The following is an 18,399-nucleotide window of genomic DNA, read 5'->3' as shown; positions in this document are numbered from 1 at the left end:
CTTGTCAGCACAGGCTGTTCACATTAAGCTAATTGATAAAATGGGAACGAGGATGGGCAAAATCCAAACGGAAATTGCACCATCCCTGCTAGTTTGTCTTATGGATGAAAAAGAACCTATCTGTTATGCTTTTCTGTAATAATCTGACCGTCGAACAGGTTGATGATGCGGTGCGCAAAATCGGCGTCGTGCTGCGAGTGAGTTACCATCACAATGGTGGTTCCCTCTTCATTCAGTTCCGACAGCAAATTCATCACTTCCAAACCGTTGTTGGAGTCGAGGTTACCAGTGGGCTCATCGGCAAGAATAAGGCCCGGATTGGCTGCCACGGCCCGTGCAATGGCCACGCGCTGTTGCTGACCTCCGGAGAGTTGCCGCGGGAAGTGTTTCCGGCGGTGACTGATTTTCATTCGTTCCAGAATCTTCTCGACACGTTCTTTGCGTTCCGATGCTTTCATCTTCAGGTAGATGAGCGGCATTTCGACGTTTTCGAAAACAGTCAGCTCGTCAATCAGGTTAAAACTCTGGAAGACAAAGCCGATGTTTCCTTTACGCAGCTGGGTACGGTCTTTTTCCCGCATGCGCGAAACATCAACACCATCGAACATATAGGAACCCGACGACGGATTATCGAGCAGTCCGACGATGTTCAGTAGAGTTGATTTTCCGCAACCTGATGGTCCCATAATAGCAACGAATTCACCTTTTTTTACGTTGAAGTTGACCTCATTCAGGGCAGTTGTTTCCACCTCTTCGGTTTGGAAAACTTTTGTCAGATTTTCAGTTTGTATCATGATGTAAAAATTTTGTAGTCGATATATTTTGTGAAAATTTAATCAGAATTATTCGTTTCGTAAACTGTCAACCGGGTTGGTATTGGCGGCCTTGTAGCTGAAATAGTTAATCACTAACAAGCAGACAGAAAGCACAATAAGTCCGGCACTAATGAATATCCACCAGGGAAGATTGGTCCGGTAAGCAAAGTTTTGCAGCCACTGGTGCATGAAATACCAGGCAACCGGCACAGCGATGACCACGGCGATTCCAATCCAGCGGATAAAACTTTGATTCAGCAGTGCCAGTATCTGCATGGTCGAAGCACCGTTGGTTTTGCGTAAGGCAATCTCTTTCGAACGTTTCTGGGTTAGATAAGTTACCAGACCGATGATTCCAATCAGGGCAATCAGCAGCGACATCAACGTGCCGAACTGGATGAAATTAGCCAGTTTGTTTTCGCGGCTATACAACGATGCATATTTCTGATCGAGGAACCCAATGGAAGGTGCCGGAGCCGATGAGAATTTCGCCCAGGTATTTTTGATATACTGAGCCGTTTGTGTCAGATTTCCGGGTTGTACTTTCAGCAGAATGTAACGCTGCCAGGTGGGGCTGTCCGTCAGCCAGAACACCATGGGTTGCAACTCCTCACGCAAGGATGAATAGGCGACGTTCTTAGCCACACCAATCACCTGTCCGTTGGCGTCCAATGCCGGAAAGGATACGTCCAGCGGATTTTTCCAGCCAAAATTCTGAACGGCTTTTTCATTAATGATCAGGTCATTCCGGTCGGCCTCCATATTCTGTGAGAAGGCACGGCCTCTGACCATCCGGATGTGAAAGAAATGGAGAAACCGCTCATCAACCGGCCAGGCCCAGATTTTAATACGTTGTTCGTTCACATCGCGGCCCCATGACATCTGCACCTCTCCGGGAACGAAGCCCGAATAGGTATAATCGGTAATTTGCTGGTCCTTCAGTAATTCTTCAGCAAAAGCACGGCTGTGGTGGGTAATGGATCCGTCGGTTTGCAGGTAAATCACGTTGTTGGGTGATAAACCGGTATCGAAATTTTTCCAGTAATTCAGCTGGCGGTGAATCGTGAAAGCTCCGATGATGAGCGCGGTCGAAATGACCAGCTGCAAAGTCGTCAACGTTGCCCGAAGGAATTTTCCGTTTCCGGAAAAGTGTACTTCGCCGTGCAGAATCTTAGTCGGTTCGGCCGACGATAGCAGGTAGGCAGGATACAATCCGGCAAAGAAGCCGAACAGAATGGCCAGGCCGGTTGGAAGAAGCAACAGGTCCAGCTGGTTCATCATCGGCAAGTCCTGATACGGCAGAATTCCGTTCATGTCGGTTCCGAGAAGCTCAACCACTACGGTAGCTAACAAGAATGCGATCAGTGCGAGTGCGATGGCTTCGAAAATGATCTGCAGCTGTACCTGGAACCGGGTGGCTCCCAGGGCCCGCTGGATTCCCAGCTGATGAATTCGTTTCCCGGCCTGTACCGAAATCAGGTTGATGTAATTCACAAAGGCCATGAGCAAAATCAAAAGGGCAACGGAGGCAAATATTTTCAGGAACAACGGATTGACCGGATTTAGGTAGGCCATACTGCCATCGCTCGTAAAGTGCACCTCTTTGAACGGTTTCAGGAAAAGGATGCGGTCTGTATGAAACGCTTTTTTGAACCCCTCGAAAGCCTCTTTGATACTCCCTGCATTATCTTCAATTTTCTGAGCGGTTTGATCGGGATTAACGCCCGGCTTGAGTAAAAACGCGAGAATGTAGCTATATTCTGATGCCTGGTTGGCGGCATTGTTCGGGTCTTCCGATTCGGTGGCAAACGATAAGAAACAATCGGTCTTGATGGATGAGTTGGATGGGATGTCCTTCATCACCCCCGTAATGGTGAACGGGCTCTTTCCCCTCAAGTAAAGAATTTGCTGTCCGACCGGATTCTGGTCGCCAAATATTTTGTGCGCCAACGACTGGGAAATGACCGCGGTGTAGGGTTTACTCAGGGCCGTTTGAGGATTCCCCTGAATCAAAGGAAAAGTAAACGCGGTAAAGACCTCTTTGCTGGCATATACCGGAGTGGCATTATAGTCACCATTCGGCTTATCGACACGATGAATATACTCCAGGCGTGGGATTTGATGAAACACAACCACGTCATCTACCTCCGGCACTGAATTTCCAATCTCTTTTTTCAGCAAGGCGGGGAGGGTGGCTTGCGGCTTCCCCTGATCCATTTTGGCGGTTAAAAGATATAGGCGGTCGTAATTTTTATTGAATTTATCGTAGCTCAGTTCATGTTGCAGGTAAATCATGATGAGCAGGAAACCAAAGAAAGCCAGGGTCAGTCCCAGAATGTTCAGCAAAGTCGTCAGCTTTTGCTTCAGCAGGCTTTTCAATGCAATTTTAAGTCCTTTAAATATCATGGTTGTTCGGGTTTCTCGTTTTGAAATGTGATTTTCTGTCTCTCTCTGTCGGTTTATTTAAAAACCACCCGTTCGTTGTCTCCAAAGGTGTCGTACCCGGAAGTAATCACCTGTTCGCCTGGTTTCAAACCTTCCAGCACCTCGTAGTACTGCGGGTTCTGCCGTCCAATCCGGATATTGCGGCGGGTTGCTTCACTACCATCTTTGCTTAGCACGAAAATCCACTGTCCACCGGTCGACTGGAAGAAACCTCCTCTTGGAATCAGCACGGATTTTTGCGCTTGTCCCAATTGCAGTTCCACGTGATATGTTTGTCCTGAGCGAATATTTTGGGGCACCTCGTTATCGAAAACCATGTCGATTTTGAAGGTTCCGTTGCGGACTTCGGGATAGACTTTCTTTACGGACATATCGTAACTTTTATCCTGGCGGGTAAAGGATGCCTTCAATCCTTTTCGTACCCGGTCGATGTAGTGCTCATCAACCTGTGCCGTTACCTTGAAAGCGCTCAGGTCGTTCACCTGACCGATGCGGCTTCCCTGCGGAATCGACTGTCCTATCTCTGCGTCGAGCAGGCCGATTTGACCATCAATCGGTGCTTTCACGTCCAGGTTCTCCATTCGTTGTTTCACCAGGTCCAGGTTGGTTTTCATCCGGTCGAGGTTATACTCCATCTGCTTCACCTGTACAGCCCGGAAAGCGGAGTCGGTCTTCTGCCGCTCGTCCAGAATTTTACTGGTTTTCACCGCATATTCGTAATCTTCTTTGGAAGCCAGGTATTCATCTTCCGATATCATATCTTTTTTGTAGAAGCGTTGGTCCTGGGAAAATTTCCGCTTCTTTTTCAGAATGTCATAATCCATCTGCAGGATTTGGCGCTGAAGGGTCAGCTTGTCCTGTTCCATCTGGATGCGGGTGTTCCGGAGGAAGTTAATTTGCTCGGCCAGCCGGGCTTCGGCAGTCAGTATATTCAGTTTCAAATCGGGATTGGACAGTTTCAGGATGATATCTCCCTTCTTCACCATCGCACCTTCATCGTTGATAATTTGTTCGACACGTCCGCCTTCGGTCGCATCGAGGTAAATAAAACGAATCGGTTCCACGGTTCCAATTACCCGGATGTAGTCGTTAAAAAGTCCCTCGGTCACCGGACTGATGGAGACTTTATCCCGGTCTACCCGAATGGTTGATGCGTGATTCCCAAAAACCAGTGACATCAGAAAAACGAGAAAAACCAGGCCACCACCAATCATCCAGAAGTGCTTCTTCTTCAACCCCTTCTTTTTCTCTATTTGGCGATCCATTCCAGACATAAGAATTCAAAAAATTAGAAAGTCGTTATCGACTTGCGTTTATAAATCAGCATTAAGTTGTTGGTACTTTTAGCCCTAAAAAGCGTTGTTTATCCGCTTTAGCGTACACTTTTCCGGCTCTGCACACCTCTTTACCAATTCTGTGCCAATGAAGGCAAGGCGTACATAATCAATCTGATAAGGGTGTCATGTCTGCGGTGGGGGGTCCGGAGATGTCAAGTTTCTTGACAAGTTCGACAAATGTTTTTACAACCCCTTGATTGTCGGGGATTGGCAACTTATCTTTGATTATCAAATTGTGCCTATGACTTCCGGAAATATCTTAATCGTCGACGACAACCGAACGGTATTGCGAGCTTTGGAGCTGGTGCTTCAGCCGGAGTTCGGTTCAGTATCGACACTTTCCAACCCGAACCGGTTACCCTTTTTCCTTCAAACGAATACAGTGGATGTGATTCTGCTCGACATGAATTTCGTTGCCGGGGTGAATACCGGAAATGAAGGAATTTACTGGTTGAATGAAATTAAAAAGATGAAGCCGGACATTCCGGTGGTGATGATAACGGCCTTTGGAGATGTTGATCTGGCAGTGAAAGCGTTGAAGATGGGCGCGTCGGATTTTGTGCTGAAACCGTGGGACAACAACCGGTTAATCGAAACATTGAAGTCAGCGGTCCGGGTACGGCAATCGCAGGAAAAGCTGGGCAAGTCGGCCGGCAAAACCGAACAGAACGATCACAAAGAGGAAAACGTGGAATTGTTGGGGCAGTCCAGCGCGATGAAATATGTTTTCAAGTTGATTGAGAAAGTGGCACCTACCAAGGCCAATGTCTTGATCACCGGGGAAAACGGAACCGGAAAAGAACTGGTTGCACAGGCCATTCACCGGCAATCAGAACGGGCCAACAAACCACTGGTGAGTGTCGACATGGGCGCCATTAGCGAAACACTGTTCGAAAGCGAACTGTTTGGCCACGTGAAAGGCGCCTTTACCGATGCACGTGTCGACCGCGAAGGGAAGATTGTGATAGCCAATGACGGCACCCTTTTCCTCGACGAAATCGGGAACCTTTCATTGCCTTTGCAGGCGAAATTGCTGGCCGTATTGGAAAACCGGCAGGTAATCCCGGTAGGAGCCAACCGGGCCGTTCCGGTAGACATCCGGTTGATTTGTGCTACCAACTGCAACCTGGAGACCATGGTGGAAGAAGGAAAATTCCGGGAGGATCTCCTTTTCCGCATCAACACCATCCGCATCGAAGCGCCGCCCTTGCGGGAACGGGAGGAAGACATTGTGTTGCTGGCGAAACACTTCCTGGGATTCTACGGCGAAAAATACCACAAGCAACATCTCACCCTTTCGGGGATGGCACGGGAGAAAATACGCCGGTATTCCTGGCCGGGAAACGTGCGGGAATTGCGGCACGCCATTGAGAAGGCTGTTATTTTAGCTGATGGCGAAGTGCTGCAGCCCGAAGATTTTCATTTCCGGCCGGTCATCGAGCAGGAAGAGGCGCCCACCACACTGGAAGAAATGGAGCGCAGTATGATTGAACAGGCGCTCGAAGAGAGCAGCGGCAACATGAGTTCGGCGGCTACGCGGCTGGGAATTACACGACAAACGCTCTACAATAAAGTGAAGAAATATGGGCTTTAACCGATTCAACGGGAGACTTGCTGGCTTTATTCTGGTGATGGGAGCCCTGGCCATTCTGGCGGCCTTTTGGTGGTTCGCCGGAGGATATTTGTGGAGTGGAATTGCAACCTTTGTTTTCCTTATCGTAGCCGGGAGGTTGTATCATTTTTTGGGAAAAACCAACCGCGATTTGAGCCTGTTTTTCGAAGGAATGCTAAACGAGGATTCATCTCTGAACCTCGAAAAAGGGGTGGCTCCCCCGGGATTCGACGAGCTGAAGGAGTCGTTGCTCCGGTTGCGTAGTGCCATCCGGAAAGAGCGGGTGCACAACCGTTTTCAGGAACAGTTTTATGCAGAACTAATAGGCCATTCGGGAAGCGGATTGCTGGCTTACGACGAGCAGGGAAAGGTCATCATCGCCAATCCTGCATTGCTGGAGTTGCTGGAATTGCATCATCTCACTTCCGTGAAGACGCTGGAACACCGCGTACCCGAATTTTACCAGAAACTGCAGCGACTGAAACCGGGCAAGCCCTTGCTCTATAAATTCACCGTCAACGGGCAGGTGGTGGTGTTGCAGCTTCGCGCCAGCGAATTCATTTTCGGCGATAAGCATTATCATTTGCTGGCGTTGCAAAACATCAAGGCCGAGTTGGAAGAGCGCGAAGTGGAGTCGTGGCAAAAGCTTTTCCGCATCATGTCGCACGAAATCATGAATTCCATTGCCCCGATTACCTCGCTGGCCCAGTCCATCGGGCGTTCGTTGCCCGAGGAGGTTTCCGAAATTTGCACGCAATCCGGCATCGATATCGGGCGTATCCGGAACAGCGCCGGAGCCATCGAGGAGCAGGGCGATTTGATGATGTCGTTCGTTGAGCGGTACCGGAAATTGTACAAAATCCCTGAACCCGTGCTGAAACCGATCGCCATCGAGGACTGGTTGTCTCGTTTCCGGATTTTGTACCATCAGGAAATGCAGCAGCGGAATATTCAATTCAACGTCAACGTATCGAACGGAATCACGGAATTCACAGCCGACGACAAACTGATTTCGCAAGTGGTAATCAACCTCCTGAAGAATGCGGTGGAAGCGGTGTCGGAAGTGGAGCATGCCGAAATCAACCTGAGCGTGCAGAAAGGCGAGCAGGAAACCCGCATCGTGGTGGCCGATAACGGCGTTGGCATTCCGGAAGAATACGCTGACCAGGTTTTCGTTCCGTTCTTCACGACCCGGCAGGGCGGAAGCGGTATCGGACTGGCACTCTCCCGTCAGATTGTTCACCGCCACAGCGGAACTCTCTCGTTCCATTCCATTTCCGGAATGGGCACCACTTTCACGGTCGTTTTACCCGGTTAGCCCGGAAATGAAAAACGGAGCACCGGTTTCCCGAATGCTCCGTTCCATTCGTATTTGTAAGCAAAATGATTATGCTTCGTTGAGGTATTGCCTTAGCACATATTGCAAAATGCCGCCGTGGCGGTAATACTCGATTTCGATTTGCGAATCGAGGCGGGCCACTGCTTTGAATTGTACAGTCTCCCCGTTTTCCTTTTGGGCTTCCACATCCAGCTCCTGCAGCGGTTTCATCTCGTCGCTGATGCCTTTCACGCCGAAGGTCTCTTTTCCGTTCAGCCCCAGCGATTCACTGCTTTCGCCCTCTTTGAATTGGAGCGGCAGCACGCCCAAGCCAATCAGGTTGCTGCGGTGAATGCGCTCGTAGCTTTCGGCCAGCACCGCTTTGATGCCGAGCAGAGAAGTTCCCTTGGCGGCCCAGTCACGCGAGGAACCGCTTCCGTACTCTTTCCCGGCCAGCACCAGCAAAGGCGTTCCGTCGTCGTGGTATTTCATGGCGGCGTCGTAAACCGGCATCTCTTCGGCGGAAGGCAAATAGGTAGTAAAACCGCCTTCCTGCTCAGCCAGTTTGTTTTTGATCCGCACATTGGCGAATGTTCCGCGCACCATTACCTCGTCGTTTCCGCGGCGTGAGCCGTACGAGTTGAAGTTCTTCTGTTTTACGTCCCGTTCGGTCAGGTATTTCCCGGCAGGAGAATCGGCTTTGAACGAACCGGCCGGCGAAATGTGGTCAGTGGTTACGCTGTCGCCCAGCGAGAGCAGTACCCGGGCGCCTTCGATCTCCTGTAGCTTTTCCGGTTTTTCCGGAAGATGGGTGAAGAACGGCGCTTCCTTGATGTAAGTAGACGTTTCTTCCCACGAATAAAGCTGTTCGTCGGGTGCCTGCAGGTTTTGCCAGATTTCGTTTCCGTCGGTTATCGTGCTGTAATCCTTGCGGAAATCGTCCGTCGACAGCACGTTCTGCATGGTTTCGTATATCTCTTCCGGCGTCGGCCAGATATCTTTCAGGTAAACCGGTTGCTGATTGGTGTCGTAACCCACCGGCTCGTTGTTCAGGTCGATATCCACGCGGCCGGCAATGGCGAAAGCAACCACCAGCATGGGCGACATCAGGAAATTCATTTTTACCTGCGGGTGAACGCGGGCTTCGAAGTTCCGGTTTCCCGAAAGGACAGAAGAGACGATTAGTTCATTGTCGTCGACTGCCTGTGCGATGTGCGGCGGCAGCGGACCGGAGTTCCCGATACACGAAGTACATCCGTAACCCACCAGGTGGAACCGCAGCGCTTCGAGGTCGGTGAGCAGGCCGGCCTTTTCGAGGTAATCGGTAACCACTTTGGAGCCCGGCGCCAGCGAGGTTTTTACCCACGGACGGGAAGTCAGTCCCAGCCTGCGGGCCTTTCGGGCAACCAGTCCGGCACCAATCATCACCGAAGGATTGGACGTGTTGGTGCACGAGGTGATGGCGGCAATGACTACCGAACCATCCGAAAGCTGGAATTTTTCCTGCCCCAGTGTTACCTGTACCATCTTCAGGCCTTTGTCGTTCTGACTTTCCACTTCTACTTCGCGCTGACCGCCGGCATACGTGTGTACCGGCTGACTGCCGCCTTCGGCCGACCAGCGGACGATTTCGCGGTTATCCGGCTCGATGTATTTGCGCCCAAAACTTTCTTGTAGCAAGTCGACAAACTTCGGCTTGAATTCACGCAGTAAAATCTTGTCCTGCGGACGTTTTGGACCTGCAACTGTCGGTTCAACCGTCGAGAGGTCGAGCTCCAGTACATCCGTGTAGGTGATTTCTTCCTTACCGGTTCGCCACAGGTTATTAGCCTGGCAGTAATCTTTCACCAGTTGAATCTGATCCTCCGATCGGCCAGTCTTCTGCATATAATCGAGCGTTTGGTCGTCGATGGGGAAGTAGCTGACTGTGCAACCGAACTCCGGCGACATATTACTGATGGTCGCCCGGTCGGGAACCGTCAGATGGTCGAGGCCAGGACCGAAGACTTCGACGAATTTGCCTACCACGCCGTAGTTCCGCAACAGCTGTGTGATGGTCAGCACCATGTCGGTCGCTGTCGTTCCGGGCGGCAACTGGCCGGTCAGTTGCAATCCGATCACTTCCGGCATGATGAAATAAATGGGTTGACCCAGCAGCGCCGCTTCGGCTTCGATGCCGCCGACGCCCCAGCCAACGACGCCGATTCCGTTCACCATCGGGGTGTGACTGTCCGTTCCCACCAGCGTGTCGGGGAAAACCGTTCCATCGCGCTCTATGACGCCCTGGGCGAGGTATTCCAGGTTCACCTGGTGGCAAATGCCCATGCCGGGCGGTACCACGCTGAAATTTTTGAATGCCTTTTGTGCCCATTTCAGGAACTGGTAGCGCTCGCCGTTGCGTTCGTACTCCACTTCCACGTTTCGCCGGTAGGCATACTCGGTACCGAAATAATCGACCTGTACCGAGTGGTCGATGACCAGGTCGACCGGAATTTGCGGGTTCAACTTGTCCGGGTTCTTGCCTTTCCGGGCCAGTTCGGCGCGCAGCGAAGCAATGTCGACTACGGCCGGAACACCGGTGAAATCCTGCATTAGCACACGGGCCGGCTTGTAGGGAATGTCTTTGTCGGACGGTTCCGGCTTCCAGTTGAGAAGCGTTTCGATGTGCTCGCTGGTGACGGCGAAATCGTCGTAATTGCGGAGGGCGTTCTCCAGCAAAATGCGGATGGAAAACGGCAGGTGAGAAATGCTGTGTCCTTTGGCTTCCAGTTCGGGCAAACTGAAATACCGGAAGGAGCCCTTGGCGGTTTTCAATTCTTTTTCGAATCGATATGGTGATTCAGACTTCATACTAACAGGTTTTTATGGTGTGAAATTCGATGTTTGGCTCGGTCAGATGAATCGGCAGCTGATACATGATGCGCGCCAGCCAGTAATTTTCTAACACTCAATGGGGAGGGAATGTTTGGGAGAAGAGACAGGTTATTAAAGGAGTTTGAGTTGAACCAGTAGCGAAATAGTGTATACCCCCAAATGATAAACTATTTCGTTAAATTTGGATTTATGGTCTCGTCCCAAAGTGTTTTGGATTAGAAAAAGAGCTATTGTTCGAATAAACCGGGTCAAAATTTTTAAAAAAGATTGCCTGATACAGGAACACAATAGCCTATCTGCCAAAGAAAAAAAGAATTAAGATGGAACACGATAACATGCAAAATATTATCATTTACAACACACCTGACGGTAAGGCTTCCGTATCCCTTTATGCTAAAGATGGGAGTGTCTGGATGAACCAAAGTCAACTGGCGGAACTTTTTGACACCTCGGTTCCAAACATTAGTATGCATATATCCAATATATTGAAAGATGGTGAATTAGGTGATGGATCAGTTGTTAAGAATTACTTAACAACTGCTGCAGATGGCAAGGAATATAGTGTAACATTTTATGCGCTTGATGTGATTTTGGCGATAGGCTTTCGGGTGCGGAGCAAAAGAGGAACGCAATTCCGAATGTGGGCAAATCGCAACCTAAAAGAATACATGATCAAGGGCTTTGTAATGGATGATGAACGTTTGAAGAACCCGGACGGAAGACCCGACTACTTTGATGAGCTCTTAAGTCGGATTCGGGATATACGGGCATCAGAAAAACGTTTCTACCAGAAAGTTCGCGACCTTTTTTCATTAAGTAGTGATTACGATTCTTCCGATAAAGCAACGCAAATGTTTTTTGCAGAGACACAAAATAAGTTGTTGTATGCAGTAACAGGCAAAACCGCGGCTGAGATTATTGTCTCACGGGCCAGCGCTGATTCGCCTAATATGAATTTAACTTCATGGAAAGGGAGCATTGTTCGGAAAGGCGATATTTTCACGGCTAAAAACTACCTCACAGCAGATGAAATAGACACACTCAATCGTTTAGTTGTCATTTTTCTGGAAAGTGCAGAGTTTCGAGCGAAAAACAGGCTTGATTTAACCATTTCTTTTTGGAGGGAAAATGTCGATCGAATTTTGGATTTTAATGATCAAAAGATTCTTCGGGGAAAAGGCACGATTAGCAATTCGATAATGGAGAAGAAGGTGAGAGAAATTTACGAACAATTTGATTCGAAGCGAAAAGCCTGGGAAGCGCGACAGGCAGATGAACAGGATTTGAAGGAAATTGAACAGGAAATAAAATCCAGAAAGAAAGAATAATATATACCTGGTATCATGTCTTCCCGGAAAATAATGCTCATAAAGGCAAAGGGCCGACATTTTTAAAAATATTGTAGATCGTAATTCTTACGGTGCCGAATACGGTGTCAAAAACAAAAAAACCTCCTGAAAGTCAGGAGGTGTGGTAGCCCCACCAGGACTCGAACCTGGATCTACAGTTTAGGAAACTGTCGTTCTATCCCTTGAACTATGGGGCCATAAAAAACACTGCGCTCGGGCAGTGCAAAAATAGATAAAAATCAATTACAGACAAGCCGGGCCGTTGGCAATTACCTCGCCGGATCCAACACCGGAACAGCGCACAAACGTTTGGCTGCTTCTTCCAGCACGTCGTTGTTGCGGGCAAAGCAAATGCGCAGCATCCTCGATTTGGTTTTCTCATGCCGGAAAGCCGAAAGTGGCAATACCGAAACGCCGTAATCCTTCACCAACCGCATGGCAAACTCCACGTCGGTTTCGTCGGAAATATTGCTGTAATCGAGAATTTCGTAATAGGTTCCGGTGGCCGGAATGATTTCGAAATTGCTTTCGCTCATCAGGCGGTTGAAATAGTTTCGCCGGCCCTGGTAGAAATCGGCAATCTCTTCGTACTTGTTATCTTCCTGCAGAAATTCGGCCAGCGCATACTGTCCGGGCGTGTTCACGCTGTATCCCTGGAACTGCTGGATTTTCCGGAACTCGCTCATCAGTTTCTCGGGGCCCACCACGTAGGCAATTCCCCAGCCACTGATTTTGTACACCGGTCCGAAAGAGGAAACCACGATGCTGCGTTCCGCGAGTTCGGGAACCGACGACATGCTGCGGTGTTTCTCATCGTCGAATACAATGTGCTCGAAAATCTCGTTGGCCAGAATCACAATCCGCGTTCCGTTGGTCAGCCGTTTCAACTGGTTGATGTCCTCTTCGTTCATCACGCGGCCGGTGGGGTTCTGCGGGTTGTTGATGATGATCATCCGGGTTTTGGCGTTCATCAGCTTCTTCACCTCGTCCCAGTCGATATGGAAATCGGGCTTCTTCAGATTCACGTACACCGGACGTCCGCCATTCAGCTCGATGGCCGAGATGTAGGATTCCGAAACCGGTTCGAACAACAACACCTCTTCGCCCTCTTTAATCATCGCACTGATGGTGGTGGCCATGGCCTGCGTAGAGCCGGCGGTGATGGTGATTTCGGTGTTCGGATTGTATTCTTTGTTGTGTAGTTGCTTAATGCGGTCGACGATAACGCGGCGCAACGGCTCGATTCCCTCCATGGGCGCATAGTTGTTGTATCCTTCCGATACATATTTATGCATCAGCTCAACGAGCTGTTCCGGGCTGGGAAGATCAGAAACCGACAGGGCGAGGTCAATGGCGTTATGTTCTTTTGCCAAGTCAGTCATCGTCGCAATGATACTTCTTCTTGATGTTGGCAATTTTGATGAAACCATATATTTTTTTAGAAGATTGGGGTCAAAAGTAGTAATTATTTGGAAGGCGCAACAGCCTTTTTACACCTACAATTTACTTGATTTTTCGGGAAGAGAAAACGCTTGCGTGAAGATTGTGTTACGAAAATAATTCCCTTAGTACCGGGAGGGATTTAATGTGGATGGTACTCCCGAGATGCAAACTGAAATAGTCGAGCAGTGCTTCGAGGTAGCGGTCGCGCAGTTTGTGATCGAGTTTTAGGGTTTCGAGCGAATCGAAATTGACGTGAATCAGCTTAGCGAACAGGCGGCTTTCGTCCTTGTGCAGGTACTCAGAATGCGGAGGCGGCATGGTGACAAACACGCCGTTGCGCAAGTCGAAATACGGTTTTTCTTCGGAATAATTGTCCCTCGGTCCGAAGCCCAGATAGCGGGCAAACTGCAGCAGAAATACCAGATGGAAGTTGGCGGTTCCTTCGGTTGCCAAATCGAGGTACTGTATCGCGTGAAACAGGAATTCAAACAGTTCGGGACGCGGTTCTTCTTCCTGCAACACCTTGTAAAGAATTTCCGAGAGGAACATGGCCTGTGTCGATTTCCCGATTTCGAATGGAATGGAAGAGTAAGGCACCGCATTGCGCATCTCCTTTACGCGCTGCAGTTCGCGGCCCGGTTTGTACGAAACTTCCATATCGAGCAGGAAGAGTGGCTGCAACAGGTTGGCTTTGCTGCGCGACTTCTTTCCACGAACGCCTTGCATCATGAACGACATCCGCCCGAACGCTTCAGTGTACAGCGTGACAATCATGCTGGTTTCGCCGTAGCGAAGGTAATGGAGGACAATGGCGCGTGTTTTCTGTTGCATGGTTTACCGGATAAAAAGGAGTTTGGTTACGAAACTCTGGTCGCCGTTCTGGTCGGAGCAGAAGACCAGGTACACACCAGTGTTCACCCGGCGTCCATATGAATCTTTGCCGTTCCAGATAGCCCGGCCACCATTAGAAGTGGTTTGGAAAACCAGGTTGCCGGCAATATCGGTAATCTTTACGGTTGACTGATCCATCAAACCATCGATGGTAATATCGCCGTGATACGTTTCCCTCACCGGGTTGGGAAACACATATACGTTGGCGAATGTTTGGTTACCACCCGATGCATCGCTCATGTACGACTGAATACCGTAATCGGTGGCAAAAAATACTTCACCGTTTTTCGCATTGATGGTTATCGACTTGATATTGTTGGAGAGAAGGGGCGAATTCTCGGTATTGAAATGGCGAATGAGTGTTTGACCGTCATCCGAGAAGAGAAAGGCGCCGGAATTTTTTGTTCCGAACCATTTCCGGTTGCCGCCGTCCACCGCAATGGAGGTCACTACTTCTTTTTCCAGCAGCGGGTGATAGAGACCGTCGCCCAAATCAACACCGGGTTGGATGCCGTAAAAGTCGGACGTGTCGAAGACCTTATCGGGGTTGTAATATTCCACCACGCCTTTTCCGGTTCCAACCCACAACGCACCGTCCTGGTCTTCGGCCATGCACTGGATGTTCGAGTACAGCTTGGAAATGATAGTTTCGTTGTTGGAGAAAACGCTTCTCACGGTCACCTTCCGGTATTTATCGTCGGTCTGGTCGTCGATGGTGCGGTTGTCATCGAAGGCAAACAAACCCACATTCGCGATGATAACCCATTTGATGCCTGATTTCGTAGCAAGAATATCGCCCACAAAATTGTCGGTGCTTTCCAATCCCGGATATTTCAGACTGGCCCAGCTGCCGTCTTCTTTCAGCACTTTTACCTGGTGCTCGACCAACGCATTGGTCATCCAGAGGTTGTTATTCCGGTCGAACGACAAGCCGCCAATCCAGCAGAGGTTATCGCCATACGCTTCCAATGGTGAGTTGGATGGATCGTAATGTTCCGTTGCCTGGAGATTATCGAAGGAAATCAATCCTTTTCCCCACGAAGCGGCATAAAACCTGTCGGGATTTCCGGGTACGGAAGCCACCCGAACCAAATCATTTACATTATCTAGATTCTTCGTGGTATTGGCGTTGATGGTGTGCCATTCGCCGTTGCTCAGAAGATGAACTTCAGCGGGCAGGAATACATCGCCGCTTTTGGAACCGGTCGCGGCAAAAACGGTCCCGTCGCCGGATGAGAGTGAAGCGCCCAAATTATCAGCCGGACCATCCGGAATGATTTGCTGAAAGCTTCCGCCGCTGGTTCGTTCAACCATTCCAAATTTGCTGTCACCTACCCAAAGGTTACCATTGCTTCCGGCGAACGCATCGGTGGGAGAAATGGTTTGCCATTGTACAATTTCCGGACTGTAGGTGGTGATAGACGAGAGCGAAGAGCCGTTGTACAAATCAACCGACTCACTTCGGGTAATTACCAGTTGGTCGTTGCTGCTGGTCAGGTTCAGGCAATCGTTGATGCCGGTGAAAGCTGTTTGCCAGTAATTTCCGTTCCATCGGTACAATTGTTTGGCGGTATTGTCGAAAGCATACACTTCGTTTTGAAAAGCAGCGATGGAAGTGAAGTCGTCGGTGTTGCCGGGAACGGAGGTTTGTTGCTCCCAGTTGGCGTAATCCTGCAGGTTGGGTTCGTCTTTTCGCGCCCGGTAAATTCCGCTGGCAGTTGCTGCCCGGTAATATTGGTTGTCGATGGCCAATGCATTCACCATCACCGAAGCGCCACCACTACCAATCAACCACGTTTCGCTGATTTCCCGTTTGTCAAGGTTCAGCTTTACAATGCCGAAACCACAACTGAGGTAGGCATCGCTGCCATCGGTAATGATTTGATTGATGGATTTTCGCGTGAGGTTCGTCTTCCGCTTGATGGCAGAAATGTTGTGCACGGTTTCGCCGTTCAGTAAATCGATGTTGCCGTTGGAATAACCAATCACCAGCACGCCTGCCGCATCCGACCAGCCAATGGCTGAAATTCCGGCATCCGACAAACCTTCCACCCGGGTGAAGGTCTCTACGCTGTTATCGCTCTGATTATAACTGAACAGTCCCTGGCTGGTCGCAGCAAACACTTTTCCGTCCGCTTCGGTTACGGCTAACACATCGTTAAACGAGAGATGCGATCGCCAGTGGTACAAAGGCACCTGGGCCTGGGTGATTCCGGTAACCAGTAAAAGCAGGAGGAAGTAAATTCGTTTGTGCATTCCGTCAGGTTTGTTTTCTTGCCCCAAGTTAAAAAAATCGCGTCAGGCAACCGTTTTCTTTTTTCGCTTCCGCAGAAAAGAGTCCCACAAGAGCCAAACTAACAGAAGCAAAAAGCTGATGGCTGAAACCGCGAACGCTGCCAGCACTTTGTTCGGATGATAGCGGAACCGGATGTGATGCTCACCGGCCGGCACCGAAGTCTGCATCAAGGACCGGTAAGCCGGCTGAATGGTTGTCGCTTTCCCATCGATGAAAGCCTGCCAGCCGTTTTTGAAATTCTGCAGATACATTAGTTCCGAAGGTCCCTTCAGCGAAACATCCACCTCGATGTAATTAGCCCCAAATCCGGTGATGACAATTCGGGTTGAATCGTTACCGTTTTCCTTCCGGAAGAAGAGCAACGGATGGTTGATTACCTCCCGAAAAACGGACGAATCTTCCAGCGCGAGCCAATTGCGGTACTGATAAGGCGAATAGCCGTCGAAACTAATTTGCTTGTAGAAAGTTGGCACATTCCGCCACAGCGGACGAATATCGGGTGTTCGTTGGCGAACGGTGGCAATTCGTTGGTTTAAATCGGGAATTGGGAAACCTTTGGGCAGCCGGTTCAACTCAGCTTGTGTCTGAGCCGGCCTGAAATCGTCGATGACCGACATGCGAATGTTGCTTTGAACGGCGAACAGCATGTCGATGAAAATAAGCCCGGGCAACACCAGTCGCCAGTTCGATTTCTTCATCCGGAGAATGAGATACCAGAAAGCGAAGAGCAGAATTTCCTCCAATACCGCTTGCCGGAAAATGGCATGCAGCGCCTGGTCTTCCGGTTTTCCCGTCAGGAAAAAGAGCAGGAGAGAGGCGAACAGTGCGAAAACAAAGAGCGCAACGGCCGTCATTCTTCGCAACCGGTGCTTATGATGTGCGATCATCCGGTTGAGGAATGTCCCGGCCAACAGCAAGCTGAAAAACACGAAAAACAGCCGGAAAAGGGCCGGAATGCGGAAATAGTTGAAAAGGGGTAGGGCGTAATAAAGCCACGTCCGTAACGGCAGACTTTGTCCGAGCGATACGGCCAGGAAAAACAGGGCGCCGGCAAAGTACCACCACTCGGTACGTTTCTTTCCTTTGGTAAAAATCCAGGCAACGAATAGCGTTATGGGCAGTATGCCGAAGAAAACGTTGATCATTGACTGGTCGCCAATCCAGAATGAGCGACTGTAATTCTGCGCTGCCGGGAAAAAGAGCGAGAGCAGGTCAACCGGATAGAACGGAACCGAGAGCGCCCGCTCCAGCGAGATGCCGTTTCCGCGGTGCATGGCCGGTATCAGGTCGAGCAGCGAAAACCAGACGACAGCACTAACCACGGAGAAAATAACGCCGAGCAACAGATGGCTTTTCCATTGGCGGGCCAGCCGTGCAAATGCTTTGTTTCGGATTTCCCGGTAGGTACGCCACAGAAAAATACCGATGAGAAGATAGACGGTGGTGACAAAAAAGGCGAGGTAACCGCCGGTGAACAGGAAAAAGAGGTAAAGGACCGTCAAAGCCAGGTGGCGCGGTTTTTCCTTTTCCAGGAAACGTAGATAAGCATTGAAGACAAACGGAAGCCAGGCGCCACTAATGATCCAGCCCAGGTGTTGGGCATTTCCCACAAAAAAGCCCGAGAACATGTACCCGATGGAACAGAAGAGCGCTACTTCCGGCAACAGTCCTCGGCTTCGCGTTAAGCGAAACATGCCCCAACCAGCCAGGAAAATGTGCAGTAAAAACTCGAGGCTCAGCGAGTAAAGGGTGTATTTCCCGGCAAGGGCAAAGAGCCAGAAGACGGGATACCAGGTTTGCGGATCGCTGTGCTGTGAAAATCCCAGGAACTGGAACGGGTTCCACAAAGGCAACTCGCCATGCCACGCCGTAGCGGTGATGATGAACCGCCACGGAAAGGAGATATCGAGGGCGTCCCATTTGAGCGTGTTGCGAAAAAAGGCTACCTGCCAGAAAGCGGCCAGCACGGCCACCAGCAAAATGAGCAAGGTCTTTTTTCGCGTTAGCTGCATAACGGAG

At 50.0% G+C, this 18,399-nt stretch carries 10 protein-coding genes, 1 tRNA gene and 1 pseudogene; 3 read left to right on the top strand and 9 right to left on the bottom strand.

From position 1 onward, the window contains the following. Positions 1 to 116 precede the first annotated feature (116 nt). The 3 genes and pseudogenes from GJU87_RS17950 to GJU87_RS17940 all read right to left on the bottom strand — a co-directional run bounded on the left by GJU87_RS17950 (position 117) and on the right by GJU87_RS17940 (position 4,525). Positions 117 to 794: an ABC transporter ATP-binding protein gene (locus GJU87_RS17950; RefSeq protein ID WP_106540916.1), complete on the bottom strand. Its 678-nt coding sequence runs from the start codon at positions 792 to 794 to the stop codon at positions 117 to 119. An 84-nt stretch (positions 795 to 878) separates the two neighbouring features. Beyond that, a pseudogene (locus tag GJU87_RS17945) lies at positions 879 to 3,221 on the bottom strand (ABC transporter permease); the annotation flags it as partial. A 53-nt stretch (positions 3,222 to 3,274) separates the two neighbouring features. Next, positions 3,275 to 4,525 (bottom strand): efflux RND transporter periplasmic adaptor subunit, encoded by a 1,251-nt coding sequence (locus GJU87_RS17940; protein WP_153640732.1) that lies wholly within the window; start codon positions 4,523 to 4,525, stop codon positions 3,275 to 3,277. Positions 4,526 to 4,838: 313 nt separating this feature from the next. Here GJU87_RS17940 and GJU87_RS17935 point away from each other — a divergent pair, with 313 nt between their 5' ends. Both GJU87_RS17935 and GJU87_RS17930 read left to right on the top strand, forming a co-directional pair. Further along, on the top strand, positions 4,839 to 6,191 hold the full coding sequence (locus GJU87_RS17935) for a sigma-54 dependent transcriptional regulator (protein ID WP_153640731.1): 1,353 nt from the start codon (positions 4,839 to 4,841) through the stop codon (positions 6,189 to 6,191). Beyond that, entirely contained in the window at positions 6,181 to 7,527 is a 1,347-nt protein-coding gene (locus tag GJU87_RS17930) for a PAS domain-containing sensor histidine kinase (RefSeq protein ID WP_153640730.1), read from the top strand. The genes GJU87_RS17935 and GJU87_RS17930 overlap by 11 nt, the downstream gene beginning before the upstream one ends. 69 nt (positions 7,528 to 7,596) lie before the next feature. On the opposite strand, the gene acnA is transcribed toward GJU87_RS17930, so the two are convergent. After that, the gene (gene acnA / locus GJU87_RS17925; RefSeq protein ID WP_153640729.1) at positions 7,597 to 10,377 is read right to left on the bottom strand and encodes an aconitate hydratase AcnA; all 2,781 of its coding nucleotides are present in this window, start codon (positions 10,375 to 10,377) and stop codon (positions 7,597 to 7,599) included. A 344-nt stretch (positions 10,378 to 10,721) separates the two neighbouring features. On the opposite strand from acnA, the gene GJU87_RS17920 reads away from it, so the two are divergent. Next, positions 10,722 to 11,729: a virulence RhuM family protein gene (locus GJU87_RS17920; protein WP_153640728.1), complete on the top strand. Its 1,008-nt coding sequence runs from the start codon at positions 10,722 to 10,724 to the stop codon at positions 11,727 to 11,729. A gap of 143 nt (positions 11,730 to 11,872) precedes the next feature. Here the strand turns inward: GJU87_RS17920 and GJU87_RS17915 are convergent. The 5 genes from GJU87_RS17915 to GJU87_RS17895 form a co-directional block, all read right to left on the bottom strand. Then, a tRNA-Arg gene (locus GJU87_RS17915) sits at positions 11,873 to 11,947 on the bottom strand. Positions 11,948 to 12,019: 72 nt separating this feature from the next. Then, positions 12,020 to 13,180 carry a methionine aminotransferase gene (locus GJU87_RS17910; protein WP_153640727.1) on the bottom strand — a complete coding sequence of 387 codons (1,161 nt, stop codon included), beginning with the start codon at positions 13,178 to 13,180 and terminating at the stop codon, positions 12,020 to 12,022. 118 nt (positions 13,181 to 13,298) lie between these two features. Further along, a complete protein-coding gene (recO, locus tag GJU87_RS17905; RefSeq protein ID WP_153640726.1) occupies positions 13,299 to 14,024 on the bottom strand; it encodes a DNA repair protein RecO in 726 nt (241 codons plus the stop codon). Positions 14,025 to 14,027: 3 nt separating this feature from the next. Next, complete coding sequence (locus GJU87_RS17900) at positions 14,028 to 16,340, bottom strand: two-component regulator propeller domain-containing protein (RefSeq protein WP_153640725.1); 2,313 nt, start codon at positions 16,338 to 16,340, stop codon at positions 14,028 to 14,030. Positions 16,341 to 16,382: 42 nt separating this feature from the next. Next, positions 16,383 to 18,392 (bottom strand): YfhO family protein, encoded by a 2,010-nt coding sequence (locus tag GJU87_RS17895; protein ID WP_153640724.1) that lies wholly within the window; start codon positions 18,390 to 18,392, stop codon positions 16,383 to 16,385. Positions 18,393 to 18,399 lie beyond the last annotated feature (7 nt).

This window comes from Prolixibacter sp. NT017, assembly GCF_009617875.1.
Lineage (GTDB): Bacteria > Bacteroidota > Bacteroidia > Bacteroidales > Prolixibacteraceae > Prolixibacter.
The sequence above is the reverse complement of the archived record's forward strand: the minus strand, read 5'-3'. Positions and strand labels throughout refer to the sequence as shown.

Bases quoted from the DNA above. Each gene is read 5' to 3' on its own strand.
- GJU87_RS17940 (WP_153640732.1), bottom strand. From the start codon at position 4,525: ATGGATCGCCAAATAGAGAAAAAGAAGGGGTTGAAGAAGAAGCACTTC.
- GJU87_RS17935 (WP_153640731.1), top strand. From the start codon at position 4,839: ATGACTTCCGGAAATATCTTAATCGTCGACGACAACCGAACGGTATTG.
- GJU87_RS17930 (WP_153640730.1), top strand. From the start codon at position 6,181: ATGGGCTTTAACCGATTCAACGGGAGACTTGCTGGCTTTATTCTGGTG.
- GJU87_RS17900 (WP_153640725.1), bottom strand. From the start codon at position 16,340: ATGCACAAACGAATTTACTTCCTCCTGCTTTTACTGGTTACCGGAATC.
- GJU87_RS17920 (WP_153640728.1), top strand. From the start codon at position 10,722: ATGGAACACGATAACATGCAAAATATTATCATTTACAACACACCTGAC.
- acnA (WP_153640729.1), bottom strand. From the start codon at position 10,377: ATGAAGTCTGAATCACCATATCGATTCGAAAAAGAATTGAAAACCGCC.
- recO (WP_153640726.1), bottom strand. From the start codon at position 14,024: ATGCAACAGAAAACACGCGCCATTGTCCTCCATTACCTTCGCTACGGC.
- GJU87_RS17910 (WP_153640727.1), bottom strand. From the start codon at position 13,180: ATGGTTTCATCAAAATTGCCAACATCAAGAAGAAGTATCATTGCGACG.
- GJU87_RS17950 (WP_106540916.1), bottom strand. From the start codon at position 794: ATGATACAAACTGAAAATCTGACAAAAGTTTTCCAAACCGAAGAGGTG.
- GJU87_RS17895 (WP_153640724.1), bottom strand. From the start codon at position 18,392: ATGCAGCTAACGCGAAAAAAGACCTTGCTCATTTTGCTGGTGGCCGTG.